Raw genomic sequence first — 24,870 nt, 5'->3', positions numbered from 1 at the left:
TAGAATATGAAAAAGTTTTCGAAAGAAATCCAAATCGGCCTCGTGGCCGTAGCAGCCTTGTTGGTGCTCTTTTTTGGATTGAAGTTCTTAAAGGGAATGACGCTGTTTTCTAGCGACAACAGATATTTCGTGAAGTTCAAGGATGTGAGTGGTCTCTCTATGTCGAGCCCCATCTTTGCCAATGGCTATCGTGTGGGTGTGGTAGAGGATATCGTGTTTGACTATGCCAACACAGGCGAGATTGTGGCCGCCATCGGCATCGACCCCAAGCTGAGCGTGCCTGCAGGCAGTAGGGCAGAGATAGCCTCCGACCTGATGGGCAATGTGAAGGTAGAGCTCGTGCTGGGTGATGCGGCTCAGGGCATGGTAGCCCCTGGCGACACCATCACTGGTTGTCAGCGCCTGGGTGCTATGGGCAAGGCCGCCGATATGATACCCACTGTGCAGCAGATGCTGCCTAAGCTCGACTCTATCCTGGCTAGTGTGAACACACTGCTGGCCGATCCTGCCATCGCCAACTCGCTGCACAACGTAGATCAGATAACAGCCGACCTGACACGCACCTCGCACGACCTGAGCCAGCTCACCGCTGCACTCAACAGTCAGATGCCACAGATGCTGCGCAATGCCGATGGCGTGCTGGCCAACACCAATCAGATCACTAAGAACATCAGCGACCTGGATATCGCTACCACCATGGCCAGCGTAAACACCACGCTGCGCAATGTAGAGCAGATGACCGCCACGCTGAACAGCAAGGAGGGCACACTGGGCCTGCTGATGCGCGACCCCAGCCTCTATACCAACCTCAACGCTACGATGATGCATGCCGACTCGCTGATGATCGATCTCAAGCAGCATCCAAAACGCTATGTTCACTTCTCAGTTTTTGGCAGAAAGGATAAGTAATATAGATTTTGTCTAAATAACAAGTGGCGGCTGTTTGCACTAAATGATGTGTGATAGTCGCCATTTTTGTGTGTTCGTTCACACGTAACTGCCTGATTCTCAGGGCCTAGTATACCAACAAATGGGTAGAAAATTCGGTTATCTTGTGAAACATCGTAACTATCAGATTTATAGGTAGTTATGATTTCTGTAAACACGCGTGGATTTTTCGTGTGTTTGCAAGTATGAAAAAATTGTCTTACCTTTGCAATCGCAATAGGGAAAAAAGACAATTATAAACTCTACAAGCCTAAGTCTTGTATCAAGTTTAATTAAAAATATAAATAAGTAACATTCGCCAATGAATAATAATCATCAGGCGCTCTGGGCCGACTGCCTTCGACTTATCAAAGCAAACGTCACAGAGCAGCAGTATAAAACGTGGTTTGCGCCAATCGTCTTCGAGTCATTCAACGAAGCGAACCGTTCGGTATTGGTGCAGGTTCCAAGCCGATATGTATTCGAGTTCTTGGAGCAGTACTACGTTGGATTATTAAGTAAGGTATTAGAGCGAGTGTTTGGCACCAATGTCAAGCTTAATTACAGAATAGTAGAGGTGAAGGCTGAGGCCGGTCATGGCCGCGATGTTACCACCGATGTAGAGAGCGAAGGCCCCCAGCTGGAGATGGCTCCAGCGCGCCAGCATCTCAACAAGGCGCCAGGTGTGCTCGATGCGCCCCGCCAGCAGCAACTCAACCCTCAGCTCGATCCTAAGAAGCACTTTAATAACTATATCGAGGGAAACTCAAACAAACTGCCCCGTACGGTAGGATTGTCGATTGCCGAGCATCCAGGCAAGACCACCTTCAATCCATTCTTTATCTATGGCCCATCAGGTTGCGGTAAGACCCACCTCATCAACGCCATCGGACTGAAGTGTTGCGAAACCTATCCCAACAAGCGCGTCATCTATGTGAGTGCCCGATTGTTCCAGGTGCAGTTTACTGATTCTGTACGCCAGAATACCACCAACGATTTCATCAATTTCTATCAGAGTATCGATGTGCTCATCGTGGATGATATCCAGGAGTGGATGAACTCTCCAAAGACACTGGACACCTTCTTCCATATTTTCGACCATCTGTTCCGTCTGGGCAAGCAGATTATTCTGGCCAGCGACCGTCCGCCAGTGGATCTGGCAGGTGTGAAGGACCGTCTGCTCACCCGCTTCTCATGCGGACTTATTGCCGAGCTGGAGAAGCCCAATGTGCAGTTGTGTGTTGATATCCTCAATGCCAAGTGCAAGCGCGACGGCCTGAAGATACCTGTAGATGTGATAGAGTATATCGCTCAGACAGCCAATGGCAGTGTGCGCGACCTGGAGGGTGTAGTCAATTCGCTGATGGCCTATTCTATTGTATATAATTCAAATATCGATATGAAGCTGGCCGAGCGTGTCATCAAGCGCTCAGTGAAGGTTGATAATCATCCGCTCACCATCGACGATATTCTCGACAAGGTTTGCAACCACTATGGTGTGAGCCAGCAGCACGTGTTCAGCAAGAGCCGCAAGCGCGATTACGTTCAGGTGCGTCAGATCTCGATGTATCTGGCCCAGAAGCACACCAAGATGCCCGCTTCGCGCATTGGTCAGCTCATCGGTGGTCGCGATCACTCTACCGTCATCCACAGTTGCAACACGGTTGAGAAGCGCCTCAAGATTGACAAGGCCTTCGTGGCCGAGCTCAGCTCTATCGAAAATTCGTTTAAACTGAAGAATTAATAGTAAAAAATGAAAATAAAAGGCTCGCTGTTTTGGCGAGCCTTGATTTTTTATAGGTATGCTTTGTTAATGATGTTTATAATGTGATATTGATACCTGCTATCAGCCATCGTCCAGGCTGCTCCACGTGTCCGTATTCCACGTATCGCTTGTCCAGCAGGTTGTTGGCCTCTACGTATAGTGTGTATCTGGGCGCATTCCAGCTCAGTCGGGCATCTACCACCCCATACGGCTCATAGTCCTTGATCTGCCCGTCGGCATTGGTATAGGTGCCAGTGCGGTCCTGCAGTCGGTAGTAGATGTTCATGTTCAACTGTTTCCATAAGTTGGCCTGCAGCTGTGCCACTAGTTTGTGGCGTAGATATTCCAGTGTGTATTGGCTCTGTATGCCGTCGGTTTCCACCTTGTCCTGGTCGATATAGCTGTAGGCCACGCTCAGTTTCTTCAGCAGATGCTGAGCTGGCAGCAGTTCCTGCAGGTTCAGTGCCAGATTGGCTTCTATACCTGTGGCGTTCACTTCTGTGAAGTTCACCGACTCCCAAGGCGCGTCAGGGTCGTCGCTACGTCTGATCCAGTCGATGAGGTTCTTGCAGTGGTTGCGATACACGCTCACCGAACCTTCCAGGTCATACGAGTTGTATTTCACGCCCCCTTCCCAGGCAGCCAGTTCCTCTGGCTTCAGGTGCTTGTCGGCCTTATGCCCGCCCACCGAGTAGTAGAGCTCTGTCACCGATGGCATGCGCAGCGAGGTGTTGTAGGATGCATACAGCTTCCAGTTGTTGCCGATGCGATAGCTGGCGTCGATGCCAGGATACAGGCGCATGTTCATCTCGTTCCACGAGTTTTTCACGGCCACTAAGCCAGCCGACAGTGTGAACTGTTTCAGCAGGATGTTGTGCTCCAGCACGAAGCTGATGTTCGTGCGGTTCAGTCCGTACTCGTAGTTGCGGTTGGTGCCATGTATATGATGCACGTTTGCGAGCGGTTCGCCCAGATTGCCGCTCACCAGATCTTCGTTTCTCAGTTCGGCTCCGATGGCCGTGCGCCCCAGCGTCCAGTCGAAATGTCCGTTCAGGTTTACGCCATACACATCCGTGCGGTGATAGTTGAAGGGGTAGGTGTCGGGTGCATCGCGAAACAGCTCAAAGCGGTCCATCGACCTGTTCCAGTAGATGGTAGGCTTCAGGTGCAGTCGGCCCTGTTTGTTTTCTGCCGAGATGGCCGTATAGGTCTTCAAAGTGTGTTCAAACTGGTCGTCCCATTTGGCACCATAGAAGGTGTTTGAGCCGAAGTCCTTCACGCTTAGTCCCGCATGCCAGTCCACTCTCATCTGCTCGTCGCTGTAGCGGCCCTGATAGAAAGCCTTCACGGTTTTGTAGTCAGCGTTGAGTCCGCCCGCCTTGTTGCGGCTGAATCCATCGCTGCGCGTGTAGTTGGCCGAGAGCGATTGGCTGGTTTTGCCATCCAAAGCCACACGTCCGCCCACATTGGCATAGCCGTACGATCCTGCTTCGGCATGCAGTTGCGCGCCCTCATTTCCCGTACCAGCGTCAGCCCTCGTCACGATGTTAATCGCTCCCACCAGGCTCGACGTGCCATACACGCGGCCTGCCGGCCCCTCGAGCACCTCGATGCGCACGATGTCGTTGATATCCACGGGCAGGTCGAAGGCATTATGCCCCGTTTGCGGGTCGCAGATGTTCACACCGTTCAGCAGGATGGTGATCTGCTCGTTGTTTCCGCCGCGTATGGATATGTCGGTCTGTGCACCGAGGGCTCCTCGCTGCCTGACATCCACGCCAACGGCGTACTTCAAAAGATCGTTTACACTTTGTACTGGCGCCTGCGCAATCTGCTGGCGGTCTAGTACAGTTACCATTCTCGCAGCCTGACTCTTGGTCAGTGGCGCCCTCGACCCGGTTACGCTAACCTCGTCGAGCATCATCTCGCGCGCAGTTGTCATGGCGGTAGAGTCGTTCACCAGCGGTTTGGTGCTCACGCTCTCAGCCGAAGCATAGGTGAGTGTGCTCACAGAGAGAACACTGCAAACCACCTCGCGGCCCAGACAACTAAACAGCGAGTAGCCCTTGTTTCCGAACTGTCGGAAAATCAGGCGCTGGCGCTTCATGTTGAATGTTTGTTTGTACATAATAATTTTGTTACCTAGAAAAAATCGGCTGCAAAATTAATGTATTTTTCCTAAATAATCTCCTAAAAATCTTAAAAACTTTTTTCTTTTTTCGGGTTTTCGTTGCTTGTTTCGATAATTATGTGCACCTTTGCACATACCAAATCAATAAAGCGACTTACAAAAATAGCTAAATTAAGTAATGAAACAATCCACAGTAGCCCCCGCTCAGGGCAAATTGGGCATTTTGGTAGTAGGCTGCGGTGCCGTATCTACCACCTTTATGACAGGCGTTCTGATGGCTCGCAAGGGCCTGGCCAAGCCTGTAGGTTCAATGACTCAGTATGACAAGATGCGCGTAGGGCGTGGTGCCGATGCCAAGTATCTGCATTATGCCGACATCGTACCCCTGGCCAAGCTCTCCGACATCGTGTTCGGCTGTTGGGATGTCTATCCCCAGAACGCCTATCAGGCAGCCATGTATGCCGAGGTGCTCAAGGAGAAGGATATCGAGCCCGTGCGCGATGAACTTGAGCAGATAGTGCCTATGAAGGCCGCCTTCGACAAGAACTACGCCAAGCGCCTGGATGGCGACAATGTGAAAGCAGAGCTCACCCGTTGGCAGATGGTAGAGGCCTTGCGCCAGGATATCCGCCAGTTTAAGGCCGAGAAAGGCTGCGAGCGCGTGGTAGTGCTTTGGGCAGCATCTACCGAGATCTACGTGCCCGTGTGCGAGTCGGTTCACTATCAGCTCTCCGACCTCGAGGCAGCCATGAAGGCCGACGACCGCGAGCATATCGCCCCCTCTATGTGTTACGCCTATGCCGCGCTGAGCGAAGGAGCCCCCTTCATCATGGGCGCCCCCAACACCACGGTTGACATCCCTGCCATGTGGCAGTTGGCCGAGCAAACCAAGATGCCTATCGCTGGTAAGGACTTCAAGACGGGGCAGACCCTCGTCAAGTCGGGTTTTGCCCCCATCATCGGCACCCGCTGCCTGGGGCTCAGCGGTTGGTTCTCAACCAATATCCTGGGCAATCGCGACGGACTGGTGCTCGACGAGCCAGCCAACTTCCGCACCAAGGAAGTGTCGAAGCTCTCTACCCTCGAAACCATCCTGAAGCCCGATGTGCAGCCCGATCTCTATGGTCATGGCAACGACGAAGACACCCAGTATTATCACAAGGTGCGCATCAACTATTATCCCCCACGCAATGATAATAAGGAAGGTTGGGACAATATCGATATCTTTGGTTGGATGGGCTATCCCATGCAGATCAAGATCAACTTCCTCTGCCGCGACTCCATCCTGGCCGCCCCGCTGTGTCTCGACCTCTGTCTGCTCAGCGACCTCGCCGCCCGTGCCGGTCGTTACGGCATCCAGCGTTTCCTCTCGTTCTTCCTCAAGTCGCCCATGCACGACTACACCCAGGGCGAGGAGGCCGTCAACCATCTCTATCAGCAGTACACCATGCTCAAGAACGCCATCCGCGAGATGGGAGGTTACGAGCCCGACGAAGAGATCGACTAAACGGAAGTACGGCATTCCTATGAAAAAATATCTCCCCCTCAGGTTTTTGGCCTGAGGGGGAGCTTTTTTCTACATGCCCATGCAACTGGTAGTGCCCAGTGCCGTCACAATCGCCGACGCGATAGATGCAATCATCTGCACAATAAATTTAATAGTCTCCTTCTTGCTCATAACTCAATTTTTCAATTTTTCAATTTTAAATCGGGCGGGGCCTTAGCCCCAACCCTTAGTCGCCGTTGGGCTCGTCTAAAAATCGCCACAAGGTAAGCTTTATCAATGCCTAAAAAAGAAAAGTAAACTGTGGATAATTAATTTTCGCTATTCTTTTGGTAGTTTCATTTTTTTACTCTATCTTTGCAGGCAAATAGTAATAGGTAATTATGAGTCCAGTATTCCGACGCGAGAGCGAATATATATTCAAGATATACTCCAATGAGGAGGAACGAATGCACATTCACGTGATTTATGGCCGACAAGAGGCTAAGTTCTGGTTGGAGCCAAAGGTGGAACTGGCTAAGAACTCAGGAATCCCCGAACATAAGTTAAATGAAATTAAAAAAATCGTAGAGAAATATGCAGACGACTTCAAAGAACAATTCCACCAGCACATCGGTAAGCGTATTGATGATTAACGCTCAGGGCATCATGCTTTCTGTGCTGGGACATGACTATTTCCTGTCGTATAACCGTATCCCATGGATGCAGGATGCGCCCATTCGCAGTGTGCTTAACGTGCAGATGTGCGGACCCGAAGCTATTGAGTGGCCTGACCTCGATGTTGATCTCGAAATCGAGAGCCTCCAGCACCCAGAACGCTATCCACTTGTAATCAAGCGAAATGCACTGGACTTCGTAGAGGCGTAAAATAATGCCACAAGGTAAGCTTTATCAATGCCTAAAAAAGAAAAACTTACGGAGATTACAAGTCTCCGTAAGTTCTTTTTTATATATACCTATATGTATATGTTAATTGCGTATATTTATTCTATTAAGGACAAAAACAAAATCGCCACAAGGTAGCATTTGTGGGCGAAAAATAACAAATTGTGGCTGAAATCGCAAAATTTCTGCCATTTTTCTTGTTTATTTCGCAAAAATACTATACTTTTGCAGCCGAAAACGATTAAAAAGTAAAAGAATAAAAAAATAAAAGAATAAAAATATAAAAATAAAAATTTGAAGTTATGACAATGTCGAATATTTGGTTTTATGGCTTTTATTTTTACTTTGCAGAGAACTGTGAAGCGGGTTGTCGTAATTAAGAATTGAAGAATTAAAAATTGAAAAATTGAAATATGACCCCGCTTCACTTAGGTGAGACGGGGTTCATTTTTAAATAGAAGATTTAGATATGAAGAGAATTGCAATACAAGGATTGATCGGGTCGTTTCACGATATAGCGGCGCACCTGTATTTTGAGGGTGAACAGATACAGCTTATCTGCTGTAACACCTTCGAACAGGTGTTCAGCGAGATGCAGCAAGACCCAACGATGATTGGCATGCTGGCCATCGAAAATACCATAGCCGGCAGTTTGCTGCATAACTATGAGCTGCTGCGCGACAGTGGTACCACCATCGTGGGCGAGCATAAGCTGCACATCACCCACAGCATCTGCTGTCTGCCTGAAGACGACTGGGACACCATCACCGAGGTGCACTCGCACCCCGTGGCGCTGATGCAGTGTCGTAACTTCCTGGCGCAGCACCCGCAGCTGAAGAATGTGGAGGCCGAGGATACCGCTGGTAGTGCGAAGATGATAGCCGAAGGCCAGAAGCGCGGATGGGCAGCCATCTGCCATGCCGAGGCTGCCAAGCTGTACGGACTGAAGGTGCTGGAAGACCATATCGAGGACAACAAGCACAACTTCACCCGATTCCTGGTGGTGAGCAATCCTAACAAGGCCGACATGCTGCGACCGCTGACCGAGGCCAACAAGAGTAGCATCGTGTTCTCACTGCCTCACGAGCAGGGCTCGCTGGCCCACGTGCTGGCCATTCTCTCATTCTATCACATCAACCTCACAAAGATTCAGAGTCTGCCCATCATCGGCAAGGAGTGGGAATATCTGTTCTACGTGGATGTGATGTATGACGACCTGACGCGCTACCGACAGGCGGTGGACGCAATCATCCCGCTAACCAAAGCATTAAAAATTTTAGGAGAATATAAAGATGGCAAACAAACCAATTGAACCTGCAGCCAGGCTGAGTCTGGTACAGGAATACTACTTCAGCAGAAAACTGAAGGAGGTGGCACAGTTGAATGCCGAAGGCAAGGATATCATCTCGCTGGCTATCGGCAGTCCCGACATGCCACCATCGGAGCAGACGGTGAACAAGCTGTGCGAGGTGGCTCATCAGGCCGATGCGCACGGCTATCAGCCCACTCAGGGTACGCCCGAGCTGCGCAAGGCTATGGCTCAGTTCTACAAGCGCTGGTATGGCGTGGAGCTTGACGACAAGAGCGAGCTGCTGCCGCTGATAGGTTCGAAAGAGGGCATACTGCACGTGACGCTGGCCTTTGTGAACCCTGGCGACGAGGTGCTGGTGCCCAATCCTGGCTATCCCACCTACACATCGCTGAGCAAGATTCTGGGGGCAAAGATAGTGAACTACAACCTGCGCGAGGACAACGGATGGCAGCCCGACTTTGAGGAGCTGGAGAAGATGGACCTCACGCGCGTGAAACTGATGTGGACCAACTATCCTAATATGCCTACAGGCGGCCGCGCACGCATGGAGACCTACGAGCGACTGGTGAAGTTTGCCCAGGAGCACGGCATCGTGGTGGTGAACGATAATCCTTACTCGTTTATCCTGAGCGAGGAGCATCTGAGCATCATGCAGGTGCCTGGCGCCAAAGACTGCTGTATCGAGTTCAACTCGATGTCGAAGAGTCATAACATGCCGGGCTGGCGCGTGGGCATGTGTATCTCGAATGCGCAGTTCATACAGTGGATACTGAAGGTGCAGTCGAACATAGAGAGTGGTACCTTCCGCGGCATACAGTTGGCTGCTGCCGAGGCGCTGCAGAACGACGAGGCTTGGCACCGCGAGGCTAACATCGCAACCTATGCACGCCGCCGACAGTGGGCTGAGCGTATCATGGATGCGCTGGGCTGCACTTACGATAAGAACCAGGTGGGTATGTTTCTCTGGGGAAAAATACCAGAGAGCATCGAGAACGTGGAGGACTTGACGGAGCGTGTGCTTCATGAGGCGCGTGTGTTTATCACGCCAGGCTTCATCTTCGGCTCTAACGGTGCCCGCTACATCCGCATCTCGCTCTGTGCCAAAGAAGAGAAAATCAAGCAGGCACTCGAACGAATCACTAATTGTTTTAGATAAAAAGAACAGAATAATATTAGATAAAAAGAACAAAAGAAACATAAGGTTTTAAGGACATAATAGCAGATTGAAAAATATGTACTTATGTTCTTATTATCAAAAAGAATAAGGATTATGGAATTAGAATTATCACCTTTGAATTTACCGAGTGACAACGAACGTCCCTTAGTGATTGCAGGACCTTGCAGTGCTGAGACTGAGGAACAAGTGATGACAACCGCTAAGCAGCTGGCTATGAAGGGCTGCCATAACTTCCGCGCTGGTGTGTGGAAACCACGTACCAAGCCAGGCGGCTTCGAGGGTCACGGCGAGCCCGCGCTGGTGTGGCTGGAGCAGGTGAAGAAGGAAACCAAGATGCTGGTTTCTACCGAGGTGGCTACACCTGAGCACGTGGAGCTGTGCCTGAAGCACGGGGTTGACATCCTGTGGATTGGTGCACGTACGTCGGCCAACCCATTTGCCATGCAGGCCATCGCCGACTCGCTGAAGGGCGTGGATATTCCCGTGTTCGTAAAGAACCCCGTGAACCCCGACCTGGAGCTCTGGATTGGTGCTTTGGAGCGTATCAATCAGGCAGGCATCAAGCGTCTGGGAGCCATCCATCGCGGTTTCTCAAGCTACGAACAAAAGATTTATCGCAACGCACCTATGTGGCAGATTCCCATAGAGTTACGTCGCCGTATTCCCGAACTGCCTATCATCAGCGACCCCTCACATATCGGTGGACGCCGCGAGCTGGTAGCACCTCTGTGTCAGCAGGCTATGGACCTGGGATTCGACGGACTGATTGTGGAGAGCCACTGCGATCCTGACAAGGCTTGGAGCGACGCCAAACAGCAGGTGACACCCGACGTGCTTGACTATATCCTCTCGCTGCTGGTGATTCGCGACGAGAACACCACTACCGAGGGCATCACACAGTTGCGTAAGCAGATCGACGAGCTCGACAACCAGTTGATGGACCTCCTGGCCAAGCGTATGCGCGTGTGCCGTGAGATTGGTCAGTATAAGAAGGAGCACAACATGACCGTGCTGCAGTCTAACCGCTACAACGAGATTCTGAACAAGCGTGGTGCGCAGGGTTCGCTCTGCGGCATGGACCCTGAGTTCGTGGCCCACGTGTTCGAGAACATCCACGAAGAGAGCGTTCGTCAGCAGATTGAAATCATCAACAAGTAATTTTTACATTGTTACATTTTCTATTTTTTACATTCTAAATGAAAATATTAGTAATGGGAGCAGGAAAGATGGGATCGTTCTTCATCGACCTGCTGAGTTTCGACCACGAGGTGGCTGTGTACGAGCGCGATGCCAAACGCATGCGCTTCACCTACAACTGTCAGCGCTTCACCTCGTACGAAGAGATTAAGGCGTTTGAGCCAGAACTGCTCATCAACGCCGTGACACTGAAATACACCATACCGGTGTTTGAAGAGGTGATACCTTATCTGCCAAAGAACTGTATCATCAGTGATATTTCGAGCGTAAAAACAGACTTGAAAGATTTTTACGAAAAGACAGGCATGCGCTACGTTTCTACGCACCCCATGTTTGGTCCTACCTTCGCCAATCTGCAGCAGCTCTCTGAGGAGAACGCTATCATCATCAGCGAGGGCGACACGCTGGGACGCTGCTTCTTCAAGGACCTGTACAGCAAACTGGGACTGAACATCTACGAGTACAGCTTTGAGGAACACGACAAAACGGTGGCCTACTCGCTGTCGATTCCTTTCGTCAGCACATTCGTGTTTGCGGCTGTGATGAAGCATCAGGATGCGCCAGGCACCACCTTTAAGCGCCACATGCGCATAGCAAAGGGCGTGCTGAACGAAGACGACTACCTGCTGCAGGAAATACTATTCAATCCCTACACCCACGATCAGGTGGCGCAGATTCGTACGGAGCTGAAGGAACTGCTGGAGATTATCGACCAGAAGGATGCTCAGGGTATGAAGGGCTATCTGACAAAAATTCGCGATAACGTGAAACGCGACATCGAAATTAAACGCTAACTAAATATACTTTATGCAGAAAAAACTAACTATCGTAACACTACTTTTGGGCGCCTTGTGCATGCAGGCACAGACGCCAACACGCGAAGATTATGTGGCATTCCTTTACCAGTTTATGCCACAACCCGACAAAACCGACTACTCGCGTGAGTTTTATGAAAACAACGTGGCCCTGGCCCTCGAGGCTAAGGCTGCTATGCCATGGGGAAAGACGGTGCCCGAAAGGGAGTTCCGCCATTTTGTGGTGCCCGTGCGTGTGAACAACGAGAATCTGGACATGAGTCGCGAGGTGTTCTACAAGGCGCTGAAGCCACGTGTAGAGAAGTTGAGCATGAAGGATGCCATCCTCGAAGTGAACCACTGGTGCCACGAGCACGTGACCTATCGCCCTTCTGACGGGCGTACCAGCAGTCCGCTGGCCACCCTGCGCACGGCTTATGGTCGCTGCGGCGAGCAGAGTACCTTTACGGTGGCTGCGCTGCGTGCTGTGGGTATCCCTGCCCGCCAGGTTTATACGCCTCGTTGGGCGCATACCGATGATAACCATGCATGGGTAGAGGCGTGGGCCGACGGCCAATGGTACTTCCTGGGTGCCTGCGAGCCTGAGCCAGTGCTCAACCTGGGATGGTTTAACGAGAGCGCATCGCGCGGCATGCTGATGCACACCAAGGCCTTCGGCAACTACGACGGACCAGAGGAGGTGATGAGCGTAACACCTTGCTACACAGAGATCAACGTGATAGACCACTATGCACCAACGGCTAAGGTTGAGGTGAGCGTGGTTGACGCCAAGGGCAAGCCCGTGAAAGGCGCGCGCGTGGAGTTTAAGTTGTATAACTATGCCGAGTTCTTCACCGTGGCCGACAAGACTACCGATGCCAAGGGCTACACATCGCTCACAGCAGGGCGTGGCGACATGCTGCTGTGGGTATCGAAGGATGGCAAGGTGGCCACCCGCAAGGTGTCGTTTGGTAAGGACAAGGCTGTGAAGGTGCAGTTGGATGGCAAGCAGATAGCTGCTGTGGCCGATCTCGACATCGTGCCACCACCCGTGAGCGGACAGTTGCCACTGGTAACCCCCGAGCAGCGTGCTGAGAACAACCGCCGTATGGCTATCGAGGACAGTATCCGTCATGCTTACGAGGCCACTATGCCTGTAGAGGACTGGCGCGGCAATCATCGCACCATCCAGCAGTTCCTGGACGAGGCGCCCAACAAGTTGATGGCTCAGAAACTGCTCGGCGTGCTGTCGAAGAAAGACCTGCGCGACGTGGAGCTGGCTGTGCTGAAGGACAATCAGGTGGCCGCTGTTGACACATCGGATATCTATCTGAAGTATGTGTTGTGCCCCCGCGTAGAGCTGGAGTGGCTCACACCTTACAAGGCTTTCTTCCGCAAGGAGATGGCTGCCATCAAATCGCCTGCCGAGCTGGAGGCGTGGTGCAATAAGCACATCAAGCTGGACAATGATCACAACCCTCAGGGACTGCGCATGCAGCCTATGAGCGTGTATCGCGAGAAGCTGACCGACGAGCTGGGACGTAACATCTTTTTCGTGTCTGTGGCCCGCAGCTTAGGCATGCCCGCCCGTATCAACGAAGTGAACGGCAAGCCCCAGTACTACGCCGACGCCCGCTGGATAGATGCCTTTAATACAGTTCATAGTGAAGAGCCTAATTGTCAATTGCCCAAGCTTCGCTTGGACTACAAGCTTTCGGCACATAATGACAATCCTAAGTACTACATCCACTTCACACTGAGCAAGCTGGTGGACGGACGCCTGCAGTTGCAGACCTTCCCTGAGGAGGCTACACAGAAAGATTTTACCCCGGGACAGGAGTTGGACAAGGGCGAGTATATCCTCACCACAGGTGTGCGTATGGCCAGCGGTAAGGTGCTGGCGCAGATGAAGCGCTTCACCTTGAATGGCGACACCACCATCAGCTATGCCCTGCGCGAGAATCAGGAGGATGTGCAGGTGATTGGGTCGCTGAATGCCGAGGATATCTATCACGACAAAGCTACCGATAGCGATAAGAGTCTGCTTTCTACTACTGGTCGCGGCTATTACGTGGTGGCTATCGTGGCACCTAATCAGGAGCCTACCAACCACGCTATGCGCGACATCGCTGTGTATAAGCAGCAGTTTGAGGAGTGGGGTAGAAAGATGATTTTCCTGTTCCAGAATGCCGATGAGGCACAGCGCTTCAACTTTGCTGAGTTCTCGAAGATGCTGCCCAACACTGTGGTTTGGGGTACGGATATCGACGGAAAAATAAAACAGGAAGTGTGGCAGCAGATGAAACTGCAGAGCCCGGCACTCCCTGTATTCCTTATTTGCGATTCGTTCAATCGCGTGGTATTCGTTCAGCAAGGCTACACCATCAATCTGGGTGAGCAGCTGCTGAAGGTTATTCGTCAATTGTAGAAAGCACGTATTTCACGTCGTCGGCACTGGTGACACCACTGCCTGCCGAAAATGAACCGTGGATTTCCATACAGCCCGTCTGGTCGATGATCAGGCGGGCATTTTTTGTGGTAACGCCGCCGCCTGGCATGATGATGATGCGACCAGCGGCCTGGTCAACCAACTGGCGCAGCAGGGGGATGCCTGCCTCAGCCGATGGCTGCTGACCTGAGGTGAGGATGCGGGCACAGCCGGCAGCGATAATCTGCTCGAGTGCCTGCTTGGGGTCGCGGCAGCGGTCGAAAGCGCGATGGAAGGTGAAAGGCTTGTCGCCAGATGCCTCTACCATCAGCTTCAGGGCCTCTACATCGATGTCGCCATCGGCAGTGAGCGCGCCGCATACGATACCATCGCAGTAAGGCAGCGACAGACGGATATCTTCGAGCATAGCCTCAAGGTCGGCCTTGTTATACACAAAATCGCCCTCGCGTGAGCGGATGAGCACCTGAATCTTCAGTTCAGGATACTGCTGGCGAATCCATTTCATCATACCAAGGGTAGGGGTGACACCACCCAGTGCCAAAGCTGTGCAGAGCTCGATACGCTCAGCACCACCCTCAGCAGCTGCAATCACACTGGCCATATTGCCAGTACATACTTCTAATGTCCGTTTCATCTTTTCAATTCTTCAATTTTTCAATTTTTCAATTTTTCAATTCTTGATGCGTAATGCGGTGACGCATACGCTTTTCTCCTGCCTTCAGCACAATCTCCCCCTTCGGGTAGTAGCGCTTGTCGAGATGCAGTGTCACCTCGTCGAACACAGGATCAGTAACAGCATACGTAGGTGAGCCTGGGCAGTCGGGATAGAGACCTATCATCGCAAAGATGAGCCATGTTGACATGGTGCCGCAGTCGTCATTGCCTGGGATGCCATTGGGCTTGTCAGAGAAATGCTTGTCGATGAGTTGACGCACAATCTTCTGCGTGCGCCATTCCTCGCCCTTGAAATAGGTGAAGAGGAAAGGATAGGCTATGTCGGGCTCGTTGGCGGGGTCGTAGAGGCCCTCGTCGAACACGCGCTGCAGCTTCTTCACAAACTGCTTGTTGCCACCCATCAGGCGCGCCAGACCTTTCACATCGTGGGGCACGTAGAACGTGTAGTTCCAGGCGCTGCCCTCGTGGAAGCCTGGGGCGTTAGAGAAGTCGGCACCATCCTTAGGGTCGAACGGACTGAGGAACGTGCCATCGTAGTTGATGGGGCGCAGCGTGCCCGACTCCTTAGAGTAATAGTGACGATAGCCCAACGACTGCTGGCGGAAGCGCTTGGCATCGGCTTTCTTGCCTAAGGCTTCGGCCAGATTGGCCAATGAGGCATCGGCAATGTAGTATTCGAGGGCATGAGATACGGAGTTGTCGCCCGACATGTCGGCAGCATACTGACCCATGGGCACGTAGCCACGACTGTAGTAGGGGTCGGCATCGGGGCGCATCTTGTTGTCCTTGCCAGGTAGTGTGGCCGACTTGCGGAAGGCTTCGTAGGCGGTATCGATATCAAAGTCGCGCAAACCTTTCAGCCAGGCGTCGGCAATAAACGGGATGGCGGGGTCGCCCTCCATCGTCCACGTCTCGCGACTATAGAGCTCCCATTTGGGCATCCAGCCCCATTCCTTATACATCTCAATCATAGAGCGTATCATGTCCAATTGCTGCTCGGGGTAGAGTAGCGTCATCAGCTGGCCCACGTTGCGGTAGGTGTCCCAGAGTGAGAAAACCGTGTAGCGGTTGCCATCAGTATGGCCAATCTCGAAGCTCTCCATCTTGGGGTACTGACCGTTTACATCCTGCAGGATGTTAGGGTGAATCTGGGTGTGGTAGAGGGCTGTGTAGAGCATGCGGCGCTGGGCCTCGGTGCCGCCCTTCACGCTGATGCGGTTGAGCGTCTCGGCCCACTGCTGGCGGGCTTGCTGGCGTGTGGCATTGAAAGCGAATCCCTGCTGCTCCTGCTGCAGATTCTCGCGGGCGTTCTCTATCGACACAAACGATACGCCCATCTGCACCTCAACCTGTTCGCCTGCGGCACAGTTGTAGTTGAAGTAGTAGCCCACATCATCACCTGCCAGTTCCTTGCCATAGGTGGTGTAGAGCTTGTATTTGCCCTGATCGGAGTCCCAGTCTTTCTCTGGTCCGTCCATCGGGGGCTGCTTCTTCCAGTAGCCTGCCGAGGCGGGGCGCTTGTTGACGCGCATCACGAAGTAGATGGGGAACACGGCTTGGGGATTATAGCAGAAGGTGCCCAGCAGGCGGTAGCCTTCAATCTCAGTATCGCTGACGCGGCGCACCATACCGCCCACCTCGTTGGTAAGACCGTTGCCCAGGTTGAGCAGGATGTGGCCTTCGCCCTGAGGAAAGGTGAAGCGCTCTATCGACGAGCGCAGAGTGGCGCTCACCTCGCAGCGGATGCCGTATTTCTTCAGGCTCACGGCATAGTAGCCTGGTGTGGCCTGTTCTTCACTATATTCCGAACCATAGTGGCGATAGTCAACATCCAGCTTACCTGTGGTAGGCATGGTGAGCAGTGTGCCCAGTTCGGGGCAGCCCACACCGCTCAGAGTGACGTGGGCAAAGCCTGTGAAATACTTGTTGTTATACTCGTAAGGTGCCGACCACCAGCGCTTATCCTTGTCATAGACGTTGAGGTCGCTGCCCATCACATTGAAGGGCACCACACTCATCATGCCATGAGGGCACACGGCACCCGGATTGCACACGCTGTAGTTGGTGGTGCCGATGAAGGGGTCCACATAGTCCACAGGTTGCTGGGCAGCTGCGAATAGCGAACAGTGAATAGTGAACAGTAAAAAGAGCTTTTTCATTATTCGACGGTGATTTTAGTTTTAAGAACGATGTTGTCTGAACTGCGACCAATCATCAGGGTGAAGTCGCCTGGCTCTACCACGCGCTGCATGTTGGCATCGACGATAGAGAGGTCGTCGGCATCGAGGCAGAACACCACGCTGCGCTGCTCGCCCTTGGGGATAAACAGGCGCTTAAACTTCTTGAGCTGCATGATGGGCTGAGCCGTAGAGGCAAACTCGTCGTGCAGGTAGAGCTGGGCCACCTCGTCGCCATCGTAGTTGCCTGTATTGGTGATGGTAAAGCTCACCTCAAACTGGGTGTCGCCTGTCTTCTTCACCTCCAGATTGTGGTATTCGAACGTGGTGTACGACAGACCGTAGCCGAAGGCATAGAATGGGCGAGCGCTCATCTCTACATAGTCGTGGGGCATAGGTGGCTTCTTGTTGTAATATACAGGCAGCTGACCGATGTTGGCGGCTACTGATACTGGCAGACGGCCGGCTGGGTTGTAGTCGCCAAAGAGTACGTCGGCAATGGCTGTGCCACCTTCCTGACCAGGATAGTAGGCTGTGAGCAGGGCGTCGGCATGCTGGGCGGCCCAACTCTTGTCCATGGGGCGACCTTCGATATATACCACTACCAGTGGCTTGCCTGTGGCCTTGAGGGCCTCCAGCAGTTGCATCTGATGTCCTAATGGGGTGAGGGTGGCGCGATCGAAACCTTCGCCGCAGTCCATATCGCTGATGGTCTTACTGTCTGTCACAGCAGCTCCTGTCTCCTTATAGCTGGTCTTGAAGTCGCGTGCGCTCGAACCGCCCACTGCCACAACAATCACATCGGCCTGACGGGCTGCCTCAACGGCTGCGGTAATGTCCGACTGGGTGGTGTCGCGGATGGCGCAGCCCTTCACGTAGCTCACCTGAGCGGCGGGCAGTTTTCCACGAATGCCTGTCAGGATGGTTTTTACATTACCTTCTTCCTGAGGTGCGGTATAGTCGCCAAGCATATTATATACATTGTCGGCATTAGGGCCGCAAACAAGCACTTTCTGCTGTTTGTTGAGGGGCAGGATGCTGCCTTCGTTCTTGAGCAGTGTGATGGTCTGGCGGGCAGTAGTCAGCGCCACTTCCTTGTTGGCTGCACTGCGCACCTGCTTCCTGGCTTTGTTGGCATCTACGTAAGGATGCTCAAACAGCCCCATCTCAAACTTCATTCTCAAGATGCGTCTTACAGCTACGTCGATATCTGCTTCGGCCACCAGACCTTTCTGAACAGCGTCTGTGAGCTGTGCAAAGGCAAAGGCGCCCAGGTCGGCATCCACACCAGCCTTGAGGGCCATGATACCTGCCTCCTGCTTGTTGCGCGCCACGCGATGGGTGCCATAGATACCGTCGATGCTATAGAGGTCGCTCACCACAAAACCATTAAAGCCCCATTCTGTGCGCAGCAGGTCGGTGAGCAGTGCCTTGCTGCAGGTGCTGGGGATACCGTCGAGTGAGTTATAGCTGGTCATCACCGACAGGGCGCCTGCTTCGATAGCCTTCTTGAAAGGTGGCAGGAAGCTCTCGCGCAGTTCGCGATTGCCGGCTACGGTGATGCCACCGTTCTGGCCACCTTCTGTGGTGCCATAACCAATAAAATGCTTCAGGGTGGCGATGGTGCTCCAGGGGTTCGACAGTTTGCCGCCGCCCAAACCGCGTACCATAGCGGCGCCTAACTCGCCTGCCAGTACGGGGTCTTCGCCCATCGTCTCTTCGACGCGCGACCAGCGGGGCTCGCGGGCCAGGTCGAGCACAGGACCATAGCTGATGTGTCCGCCCTGCAAGCGTATCTCGCGACCAATCACCTGTCCTACCTGCTCGATGAGTTCAGGATTCCAGGTGGCGGCCATACCAAAGCCGGTGGGGAACACGGTGGTGCCGATGGCCATGTGTCCGTGAGGCGCCTCTTCGGCCAGGAAGAGGGGGATGCCCAGGCGGGTGTTCTCAATCACATATTTCTGGAGGGCATTGCCTGCCTTGGCTGCCAGTTCGGGGTTCAGGCCGTTCTCCAGCGATTTCTGCGTCCAAGGGTCGGCACGATAGGTGCCCCAAGCCATACCAATCTTGCTCTGGGCAATGTCAATCTTGAATACTTCGGATGGTTCAACATTCTTACCATCAATCGTGTAGTAGTTCCAGCCGAGTGTACAACATAGCTGACCCACTTTCTCTTCGAGGGTCATGCGACTGATGAGGTCGTTCACACGCTCATCAACACTGAGCTGCGCATTCTGGTAAGGCAGCTTCTCCTTCGGCTTGTGTTTGGTGGCTGCTGGAAGGTTAAGTGCCAGGCAGCACACCATCGTGGATAGGATAATTCGTTTCATTGTTAGAGGATGATGATTTTATCGAATGTTGCTGGTTCTGATTCGTTGACGAGGCGTACGGCCTTGAGCTGCACGTAGCGGCAGTCGGCAGGAGCAAAATACACGTCCTGCATGATGGGGTTGTTGCGGATGTTGGCAAACTCGCCAGCAGCGATGCGCTTCATCGTTTCGGGGGTGCTGCCAGCCCATATCTCGTAGTGCGAAATCATACCTGTCTTGGCGGGTTTGTAGTGCAGCGAACGTATCTGGCGCATGCTGCCCAGGTCGAAGGTGAGGGTGCGATTATCCTGTGCGCTCACCTTGAAGTCGAAGCCTTTCACATGGAGTTCCTGCTGCTGATAGCTCTCCAAAGCGTGGGGCGCATAGTAGGCGCCGAGGCCGTTGATGCAGAGTGGGCCGCGAGCCTCTTCGAAGCACACGCGCAGCTTCTTGGTTCGGATGGTCTGGAAGCGCAACAGGCGCTTGTAGCCGATGGTTGTGGTGGCCTCTTTGATCTGAACGGGCTGCCATTTTCCATTCTCCAGATACTCTAAGTGAAACTTTGTAACGCGCTGGCCCAGAGGGATATACTCTTGCAGCATCACGCGGTTGATGCGCTGCTGGCCCTTCAGCGAAATCTCGAGTGTGGCAGCTGTCACACCATCCTGAGTGGCCCAGTAGGTGTCGTAGTTGCCATCCGTCAGGTGCTGGGGGCCGAAGCCTTTCTTATCACGCACATTCGAGGCCTTGATGCTGGCCTTCTTGAGCAGATTCTGACCCAGTTCGGCTGCCACCTGCTTGTGGTAATCCACTGCATGGGCTGAGTCGATGGGGTGGATGAGTCCGTCCTTGTCAACAGGGAAGTTGAGCAGGAATGTGCCGTTATGACCCACACTGCGATAATACAGGTCGGTGAGCTGTTCGATGCTCTTCACGCGTGTATCTTCGCTCTCATGATAGAACCAACCTGGACGGATGCTGGTGTTGCACTCTGAGGGCACCCAGGTGTCGCCATCGGCATGTCCGCTGGTCAGTTCGTAGTACTTGTCGTAGCCAGGATAAACCTCATTGATGCGCAGGAACGACCAATTGGTGGCATCGGCATAACCCTCTTCATTGCCTACCCAACGGCAGCCAGGACCGCCATCGCTGAAGATGATGGCCTGTGGCTGGTGCTTGTAAACCAGCTGGTGGGCACGAGGGAAATCATAGTAGGTGCGGCGATCGATTTTGCGCACTTCCTTGGCGCCGCCATACCAGCCGTCGCCACCATTGGCACCATCAAACCACACCTCGAAGAGCTCGCCATACTGCGTGAGCAGCTCTTCCAACTGGGCATAGAAGTACTCCACGTAGAGTGGGGTGCCATAGAAAGCCTGATGGCGATCCCATGGTGAGAGATAGAGGCCCAGTTTCAGACCGTGCTTCTTGCAGGCTGCTGCCAGCTCGCCCACAATGTCGCCCTTACCATCCTTGTAAGGGGTGTTGCGCACGCTGTAGTCAGTGTACTTGGTGGGCCATAAACAGAAACCATCATGGTGCTTGGCGGTAAGGATAACGCCCTTCATGCCTGCTGCCTTGATGGTCTTGGCCCACTGCTCGGTATCGAGCTTGCCTGGATTGAAATCGGAGAGGGCGGCGTCGCCATATCCCCACTCGCGATTACCAAACGTGTTTGGGCCGAAATGAATAAATGCGTAAGTCTCGAGCTTCTGCCACGCCACCTGATGGGGCGTGGGCAGGGGTGCAACGGGTGCTGGAGCCTGTTTCTGTGCAGAAGCTGAGAGTAGTAAAACGTTAAAACTGAATAGTAAGATAGATTTTCTCATATTGTGTTATTATTGTTCATTCGTGAACGAGTAGGGCGCATCCTCTGGCTGGGTGCCGCGCTGCTTGTTGGCAGTGGTGCCCATGCTGAACTGGATGTTGGCGCCCTTCAGCAGCTGGTCGTGATTCAGATAGTTGTGCTGATAGTCGGCTCCGCCAAGGGTCATCTGCTGGATATAGCAGCCTTCGCCCTGACTGTTGATGTTCAGGGTGTTGCCATTCTCCAGGTGAACGGTGGCTTTCTTGAAGTAGGGGGTGCCGATGACATACTGGTTGCTGCCAGGACAAACGGGATAGAAGCCTAAGGCTGAGAATACATACCAGGCTGAGGTCTGACCGTTGTCCTCGTCGCCACAATAGCCGTCGGGGTTGGCATTATAGAGGCGGTTCATCACCTCGCGAATCCAATACTGGGTCTTCCAAGGCTCGCCGCTGTAGCCATAGAGGTAGATCATGTGCTGGATGGGCTGATTGCCGTGAGCGTAGTTGCCCATGTTCATAATCTGCATCTCACGAATCTCGTGGATGGTGAATCCGTAGTAGCTATCGTCGAAGACGGGGGGCAGGGCGAACACTGAGTCGAGCATCTGATTGAACGATGCCTTGCCTCCCATCAGGTTGATGAGTCCCTGTGGGTCGTGGAATACCGACCAGGTGTAGTGCCAGCTGTTACCCTCAGTGAAGGCGTCGCCCCACTTCAAGGGATTGAAAGGCTTCATAAACTCACCATTCTTTAGGCGGCCACGCATCAGCTTGGTCTCCTTATCATAGAGGTTCTTATAGTTCATAGCGCGCTTGGCATAGACGGCCAGTTCCTTTTTCTTCTTGCCAAGAGCCTTACCAAACTGGTAGATGCACCAGTCGTCGTAGGCATACTCCAGGGTGCGGGCAGCATTCTCGCGGATATCTACATCGTAGGGCACATAACCCAACTTATTGTAGTATTCGTGACCCAGGCGACCTGTGCTGCTCACCTCGGGGTGAACGGCCTGTGTGCCGTGGACGACGGCTTCCCAAAGCTTATTGGCGTCATAGCCGCGCAAACCCTTCAGGTAGGCATCGGCCACGATTGAGGCTGAGTTGTTGCCCACCATGCAGCCACGATGGCCCGGACTGGCCCATTCGGGCAGGAAACCGCTCTCCAGATAAGCATTTACTAGTCCCTCCTGCATCTTGACATTCATCGAGGGATAAACCAGATTGAGCAGTGGGAACAGGCAGCGGAAGGTGTCCCAGAAACCTGTGTCGGTAAACATATATCCCTTGCGTACTTCGCCGTTGTAAGGGCTGTAGTGGATGGGGTTGCCCTGAGCATCCATCTCGTAGAAACTGCGAGGGAAGAGCACTGAGCGATACAAGCAGCTATAGAAGGTGCGCAGGTGGTCGATGTTGGTATCCTCGATTTCGATGCGCCCCAGCACATCGTTCCAGCGCTCATAGCCGGCCTGTTTCACTTCGTCGAGAGAACGCTTGCCAATCTCGCTGAGATTCTGCTCGGCCTGCTCCAGACTGATGAACGAAGAGGCTACGCAAGCGCTTACTTTCTCGCCTCGGCGTGTCTGGAACGATACGATGGCACCAGCATGATCGGTGGTCATCTCCAGCTGACTGCTGAAAACGCTATCCTTAACGGTGGTGCAGCTGGTGAAGGGCTTGTTGAACTTGATGACAAACCAGTTCTTGAAGTTGGCTGGCACGCCACCGCTGTTCTTGGTGGTATAGCCCACCACCTTGTTCTCTGAAGGGATGATTTTCACGAACGAACCCTTGTCGAAAGCGTCCACCACCACGTTGGCTTCGCTGGTCTCAGGGAAGGTGAACTGCAGCACGGCAGCACGCTCTGTAGGTGCTACCTCGGCAGTCACATCGTAGTCGGCCAGATATACACTATAATAATAAGGTGTGGCTATCTCGGCCTTGTGCGAGAACCAGCTGGCACGCTTTTTCTCATCGAACACCTTCGCGCCAACAGTTGGCATCAGCGAGAACTGACCATAGTCGTTGATCCAAGGACTGGGCTGGTGGGTCTGCTTCAAGCCGCGAATCTTATCGGAGCTATAGGTGTACTGCCAACCGTCGCCGTTCCTGCCAGTCTGCGCTACCCAGAAGTTCATGCCCCAAGGCATGGCCACAGCAGGGTAGGTGTTGCCTGTGGAGAGGGTGTACTTGGAATCGGTTCCTACTAATGTGCTCACGTAATCGACAGGCTGCTGCTTGGCTACAGCAACGGTCTGACAGGTGAGGAGCGACAAGGCTACGAGAGCCTTCTTCATGCTAATAATTTTCATAAGTTCAAAGTTTAGTTTAAATATAATTAGTCAATTTCGAATGCTAATGATTGTTGCGCTGGTTGTTTGGGCAGGCTGACGGTTACGCGGTTGCCCTGTACCTTGTATTTCAAGCGTTTGCCATTGCTGACCAAACGGATGGATTTCTTAGGCAGATGCTCGCTCCAGCTGATGGTGGCTGGCAACTGCTCGCCATCCTCCAGACGGTAGATGGCATAGTGGCGACTGCCGTCCTTGGCTTTGGTGAACCATACGTTGCCCTCGTTGTAGTGAGGGGTGATGGTGGTGTTGTAGATAGCCTTTCCATTCTGCTTGAGCCAGGCGCCGATGGCGTTCAGGCGCTTCACGCTCTCAGGCTCGATGAGTCCTTCTGGGGTAGGACCAACGCCGAGTACCAGATTGCCGCCCTTGGCCACAATCTCAATCAGGGTGCCAATCACCTTCTCAGGGCTCTTGAAGCGTGGGCGAGGCACCCAGCCCCAGTCGTCAGTCAGAGGGATGCAGCTCTCCCAAGGGAAGTCAAGCTGTGTCTCAGGAATGGTGCGCTCTGGTGTCTGATAATTCTCATAAGGACCATGGATGGTGCGATCTACGATGATGATGCCAGGCTGATTCTTGCGGGCGATACGGGCCACCTCAGGCATATCTAGATCCTGACCGCGATTCTCCTTGGCCACCCAGCCGCCATCGAGCCACAGGATATCTACCTTGCCATAGCGCGACAGAATCTCATTCATCTGGCGATGGGTGAACTGCTTGAACTGCTGCCAGCGCCAGGGGTGCTGATCTACAGGGTAGTTCACGTTGCGACCCTTCTTGGCATATACATCCCACCAGTAATACTGTGAGTGCCAGTCGGGCTTCGAGAAATAGGTGCCGATGGTGAACTGCTTCTGGCGGAAGGCATCCAGCACGTGCTTCAGAACATCGCGGCGGGCATCGTCCTTAAAGGCGTGCTTGGCGATGGTGAAATCAGTCTCCTGAGAGTCCCACATGCAGAAACCATCGTGGTGCTTGGTGGTGAAAATCATATATTTCATACCGGCATTGCTGCAGGCTTCGGCCCACTGACTGGGGTCGAACTTGGTGGGCTTCAGCTCGTCGGCCAGGCCGAAATACCAGTCCATATACTGCTGATAAGTGCGCGTAGAGTCGCGCGTAATCCAGTTCTCGTCACAGATAGCCCATGACTCTACCATACCTGGTACGCTGTACAATCCCCAGTGGAAAAGTACACCAAACTTGAGGTCCTGCCAGGCCTTCAGATTCTTTACAACCAATTGGTCGGTAGGCCACTCGTACACTTCTGAACGTTGATGGATTTCGTTATCCTGTGCCCCTATCGTCAGGCACACTGCCAGCCCTAAAGCCAGGCAAATTCTTCTTCTTATTTGCATGAATAGAAATTGTTTATTAGTTATGGCTGCAAAGTTAGTAAAAAAATGCCGAA

At 53.0% G+C, this 24,870-nt stretch carries 18 protein-coding genes; 10 read left to right on the top strand and 8 right to left on the bottom strand.

Going from position 1 to position 24,870, the window contains the following annotated elements; translation table 11 throughout:
* Nucleotides 1-6: 6 nt before the first annotated feature.
* Nucleotides 7-909, top strand: coding sequence for an MlaD family protein (locus T360_RS0114120; protein WP_028913352.1), 903 nt, complete (start codon nt 7-9; stop codon nt 907-909).
* A gap of 340 nt (nt 910-1,249) precedes the next feature.
* The gene (gene dnaA / locus T360_RS0114115; protein WP_028913351.1) at nt 1,250-2,671 is read left to right on the top strand and encodes a chromosomal replication initiator protein DnaA; all 1,422 of its coding nucleotides are present in this window, start codon (nt 1,250-1,252) and stop codon (nt 2,669-2,671) included.
* Between the two features lie 76 nt (nt 2,672-2,747).
* Here the strand turns inward: dnaA and T360_RS0114110 are convergent, their stop codons facing one another.
* Nucleotides 2,748-4,820, bottom strand: a complete 2,073-nt coding sequence (locus tag T360_RS0114110) for a TonB-dependent siderophore receptor (RefSeq protein ID WP_028913350.1) — start codon at nt 4,818-4,820, stop codon at nt 2,748-2,750.
* A gap of 181 nt (nt 4,821-5,001) precedes the next feature.
* Here T360_RS0114110 and T360_RS0114105 point away from each other — a divergent pair, with 181 nt between their 5' ends.
* Nucleotides 5,002-6,330, top strand: coding sequence for an inositol-3-phosphate synthase (locus tag T360_RS0114105; protein ID WP_028913349.1), 1,329 nt, complete (start codon nt 5,002-5,004; stop codon nt 6,328-6,330).
* 69 nt (nt 6,331-6,399) lie between these two features.
* On the opposite strand, the gene T360_RS16315 is transcribed toward T360_RS0114105, so the two are convergent.
* A complete protein-coding gene (locus T360_RS16315) occupies nt 6,400-6,501 on the bottom strand; it encodes a smalltalk protein (RefSeq protein WP_155949596.1) in 102 nt (33 codons plus the stop codon).
* A 209-nt stretch (nt 6,502-6,710) separates the two neighbouring features.
* On the opposite strand from T360_RS16315, the gene T360_RS0114095 reads away from it, so the two are divergent.
* The 7 genes from T360_RS0114095 to T360_RS0114065 all read left to right on the top strand — a co-directional run bounded on the left by T360_RS0114095 (nt 6,711) and on the right by T360_RS0114065 (nt 14,120).
* Nucleotides 6,711-6,962 (top strand): DUF4160 domain-containing protein, encoded by a 252-nt coding sequence (locus T360_RS0114095; protein WP_028913348.1) that lies wholly within the window; start codon nt 6,711-6,713, stop codon nt 6,960-6,962.
* A complete protein-coding gene (locus T360_RS0114090; RefSeq protein ID WP_369793534.1) occupies nt 6,904-7,194 on the top strand; it encodes a DUF2442 domain-containing protein in 291 nt (96 codons plus the stop codon). Before T360_RS0114095 ends, T360_RS0114090 begins: the two co-directional genes overlap by 59 nt.
* A gap of 487 nt (nt 7,195-7,681) precedes the next feature.
* Nucleotides 7,682-8,524 (top strand): prephenate dehydratase domain-containing protein, encoded by an 843-nt coding sequence (locus tag T360_RS0114085; protein WP_028913346.1) that lies wholly within the window; start codon nt 7,682-7,684, stop codon nt 8,522-8,524.
* Nucleotides 8,505-9,680: a pyridoxal phosphate-dependent aminotransferase gene (locus T360_RS0114080; RefSeq protein ID WP_369793532.1), complete on the top strand. Its 1,176-nt coding sequence runs from the start codon at nt 8,505-8,507 to the stop codon at nt 9,678-9,680. Before T360_RS0114085 ends, T360_RS0114080 begins: the two co-directional genes overlap by 20 nt.
* A 114-nt stretch (nt 9,681-9,794) precedes the next feature.
* Complete coding sequence (locus tag T360_RS0114075) at nt 9,795-10,859, top strand: bifunctional 3-deoxy-7-phosphoheptulonate synthase/chorismate mutase type II (protein WP_028913344.1); 1,065 nt, start codon at nt 9,795-9,797, stop codon at nt 10,857-10,859.
* A gap of 38 nt (nt 10,860-10,897) precedes the next feature.
* Nucleotides 10,898-11,692, top strand: coding sequence for a prephenate dehydrogenase/arogenate dehydrogenase family protein (locus T360_RS0114070; RefSeq protein ID WP_028913343.1), 795 nt, complete (start codon nt 10,898-10,900; stop codon nt 11,690-11,692).
* A 13-nt stretch (nt 11,693-11,705) separates the two neighbouring features.
* Nucleotides 11,706-14,120 carry a transglutaminase family protein gene (locus T360_RS0114065; protein ID WP_028913342.1) on the top strand — a complete coding sequence of 805 codons (2,415 nt, stop codon included), beginning with the start codon at nt 11,706-11,708 and terminating at the stop codon, nt 14,118-14,120.
* Here the strand turns inward: T360_RS0114065 and T360_RS0114060 are convergent.
* Genes T360_RS0114060 through T360_RS0114035 form a run of 6 tightly spaced genes read right to left on the bottom strand, consistent with a single transcriptional unit; the run spans nt 14,104 to nt 24,817 of the window.
* Nucleotides 14,104-14,775: a copper homeostasis protein CutC gene (locus T360_RS0114060; RefSeq protein ID WP_028913341.1), complete on the bottom strand. Its 672-nt coding sequence runs from the start codon at nt 14,773-14,775 to the stop codon at nt 14,104-14,106. The genes T360_RS0114065 and T360_RS0114060 overlap by 17 nt on opposite strands.
* A 28-nt stretch (nt 14,776-14,803) precedes the next feature.
* Entirely contained in the window at nt 14,804-16,975 is a 2,172-nt protein-coding gene (locus tag T360_RS0114055) for a GH92 family glycosyl hydrolase (RefSeq protein ID WP_028913340.1), read from the bottom strand.
* Nucleotides 16,975-19,326: a glycoside hydrolase family 3 N-terminal domain-containing protein gene (locus T360_RS0114050; protein WP_028913339.1), complete on the bottom strand. Its 2,352-nt coding sequence runs from the start codon at nt 19,324-19,326 to the stop codon at nt 16,975-16,977. The genes T360_RS0114055 and T360_RS0114050 overlap by 1 nt, the downstream gene beginning before the upstream one ends.
* 2 nt (nt 19,327-19,328) lie before the next feature.
* The gene (locus tag T360_RS0114045) at nt 19,329-21,134 is read right to left on the bottom strand and encodes an alpha-L-fucosidase (RefSeq protein WP_028913338.1); all 1,806 of its coding nucleotides are present in this window, start codon (nt 21,132-21,134) and stop codon (nt 19,329-19,331) included.
* Between the two features lie 9 nt (nt 21,135-21,143).
* On the bottom strand, nt 21,144-23,420 hold the full coding sequence (locus T360_RS0114040) for a GH92 family glycosyl hydrolase (RefSeq protein WP_255326933.1): 2,277 nt from the start codon (nt 23,418-23,420) through the stop codon (nt 21,144-21,146).
* A gap of 26 nt (nt 23,421-23,446) precedes the next feature.
* The gene (locus T360_RS0114035) at nt 23,447-24,817 is read right to left on the bottom strand and encodes an alpha-L-fucosidase (RefSeq protein WP_028913336.1); all 1,371 of its coding nucleotides are present in this window, start codon (nt 24,815-24,817) and stop codon (nt 23,447-23,449) included.
* Nucleotides 24,818-24,870: the final 53 nt, after the last annotated feature.

The organism is Prevotella sp. MA2016 (genome assembly GCF_000619825.1).
GTDB lineage: Bacteria > Bacteroidota > Bacteroidia > Bacteroidales > Bacteroidaceae > Prevotella.
This window is presented reverse-complemented; position numbering and strand designations above follow the sequence as displayed.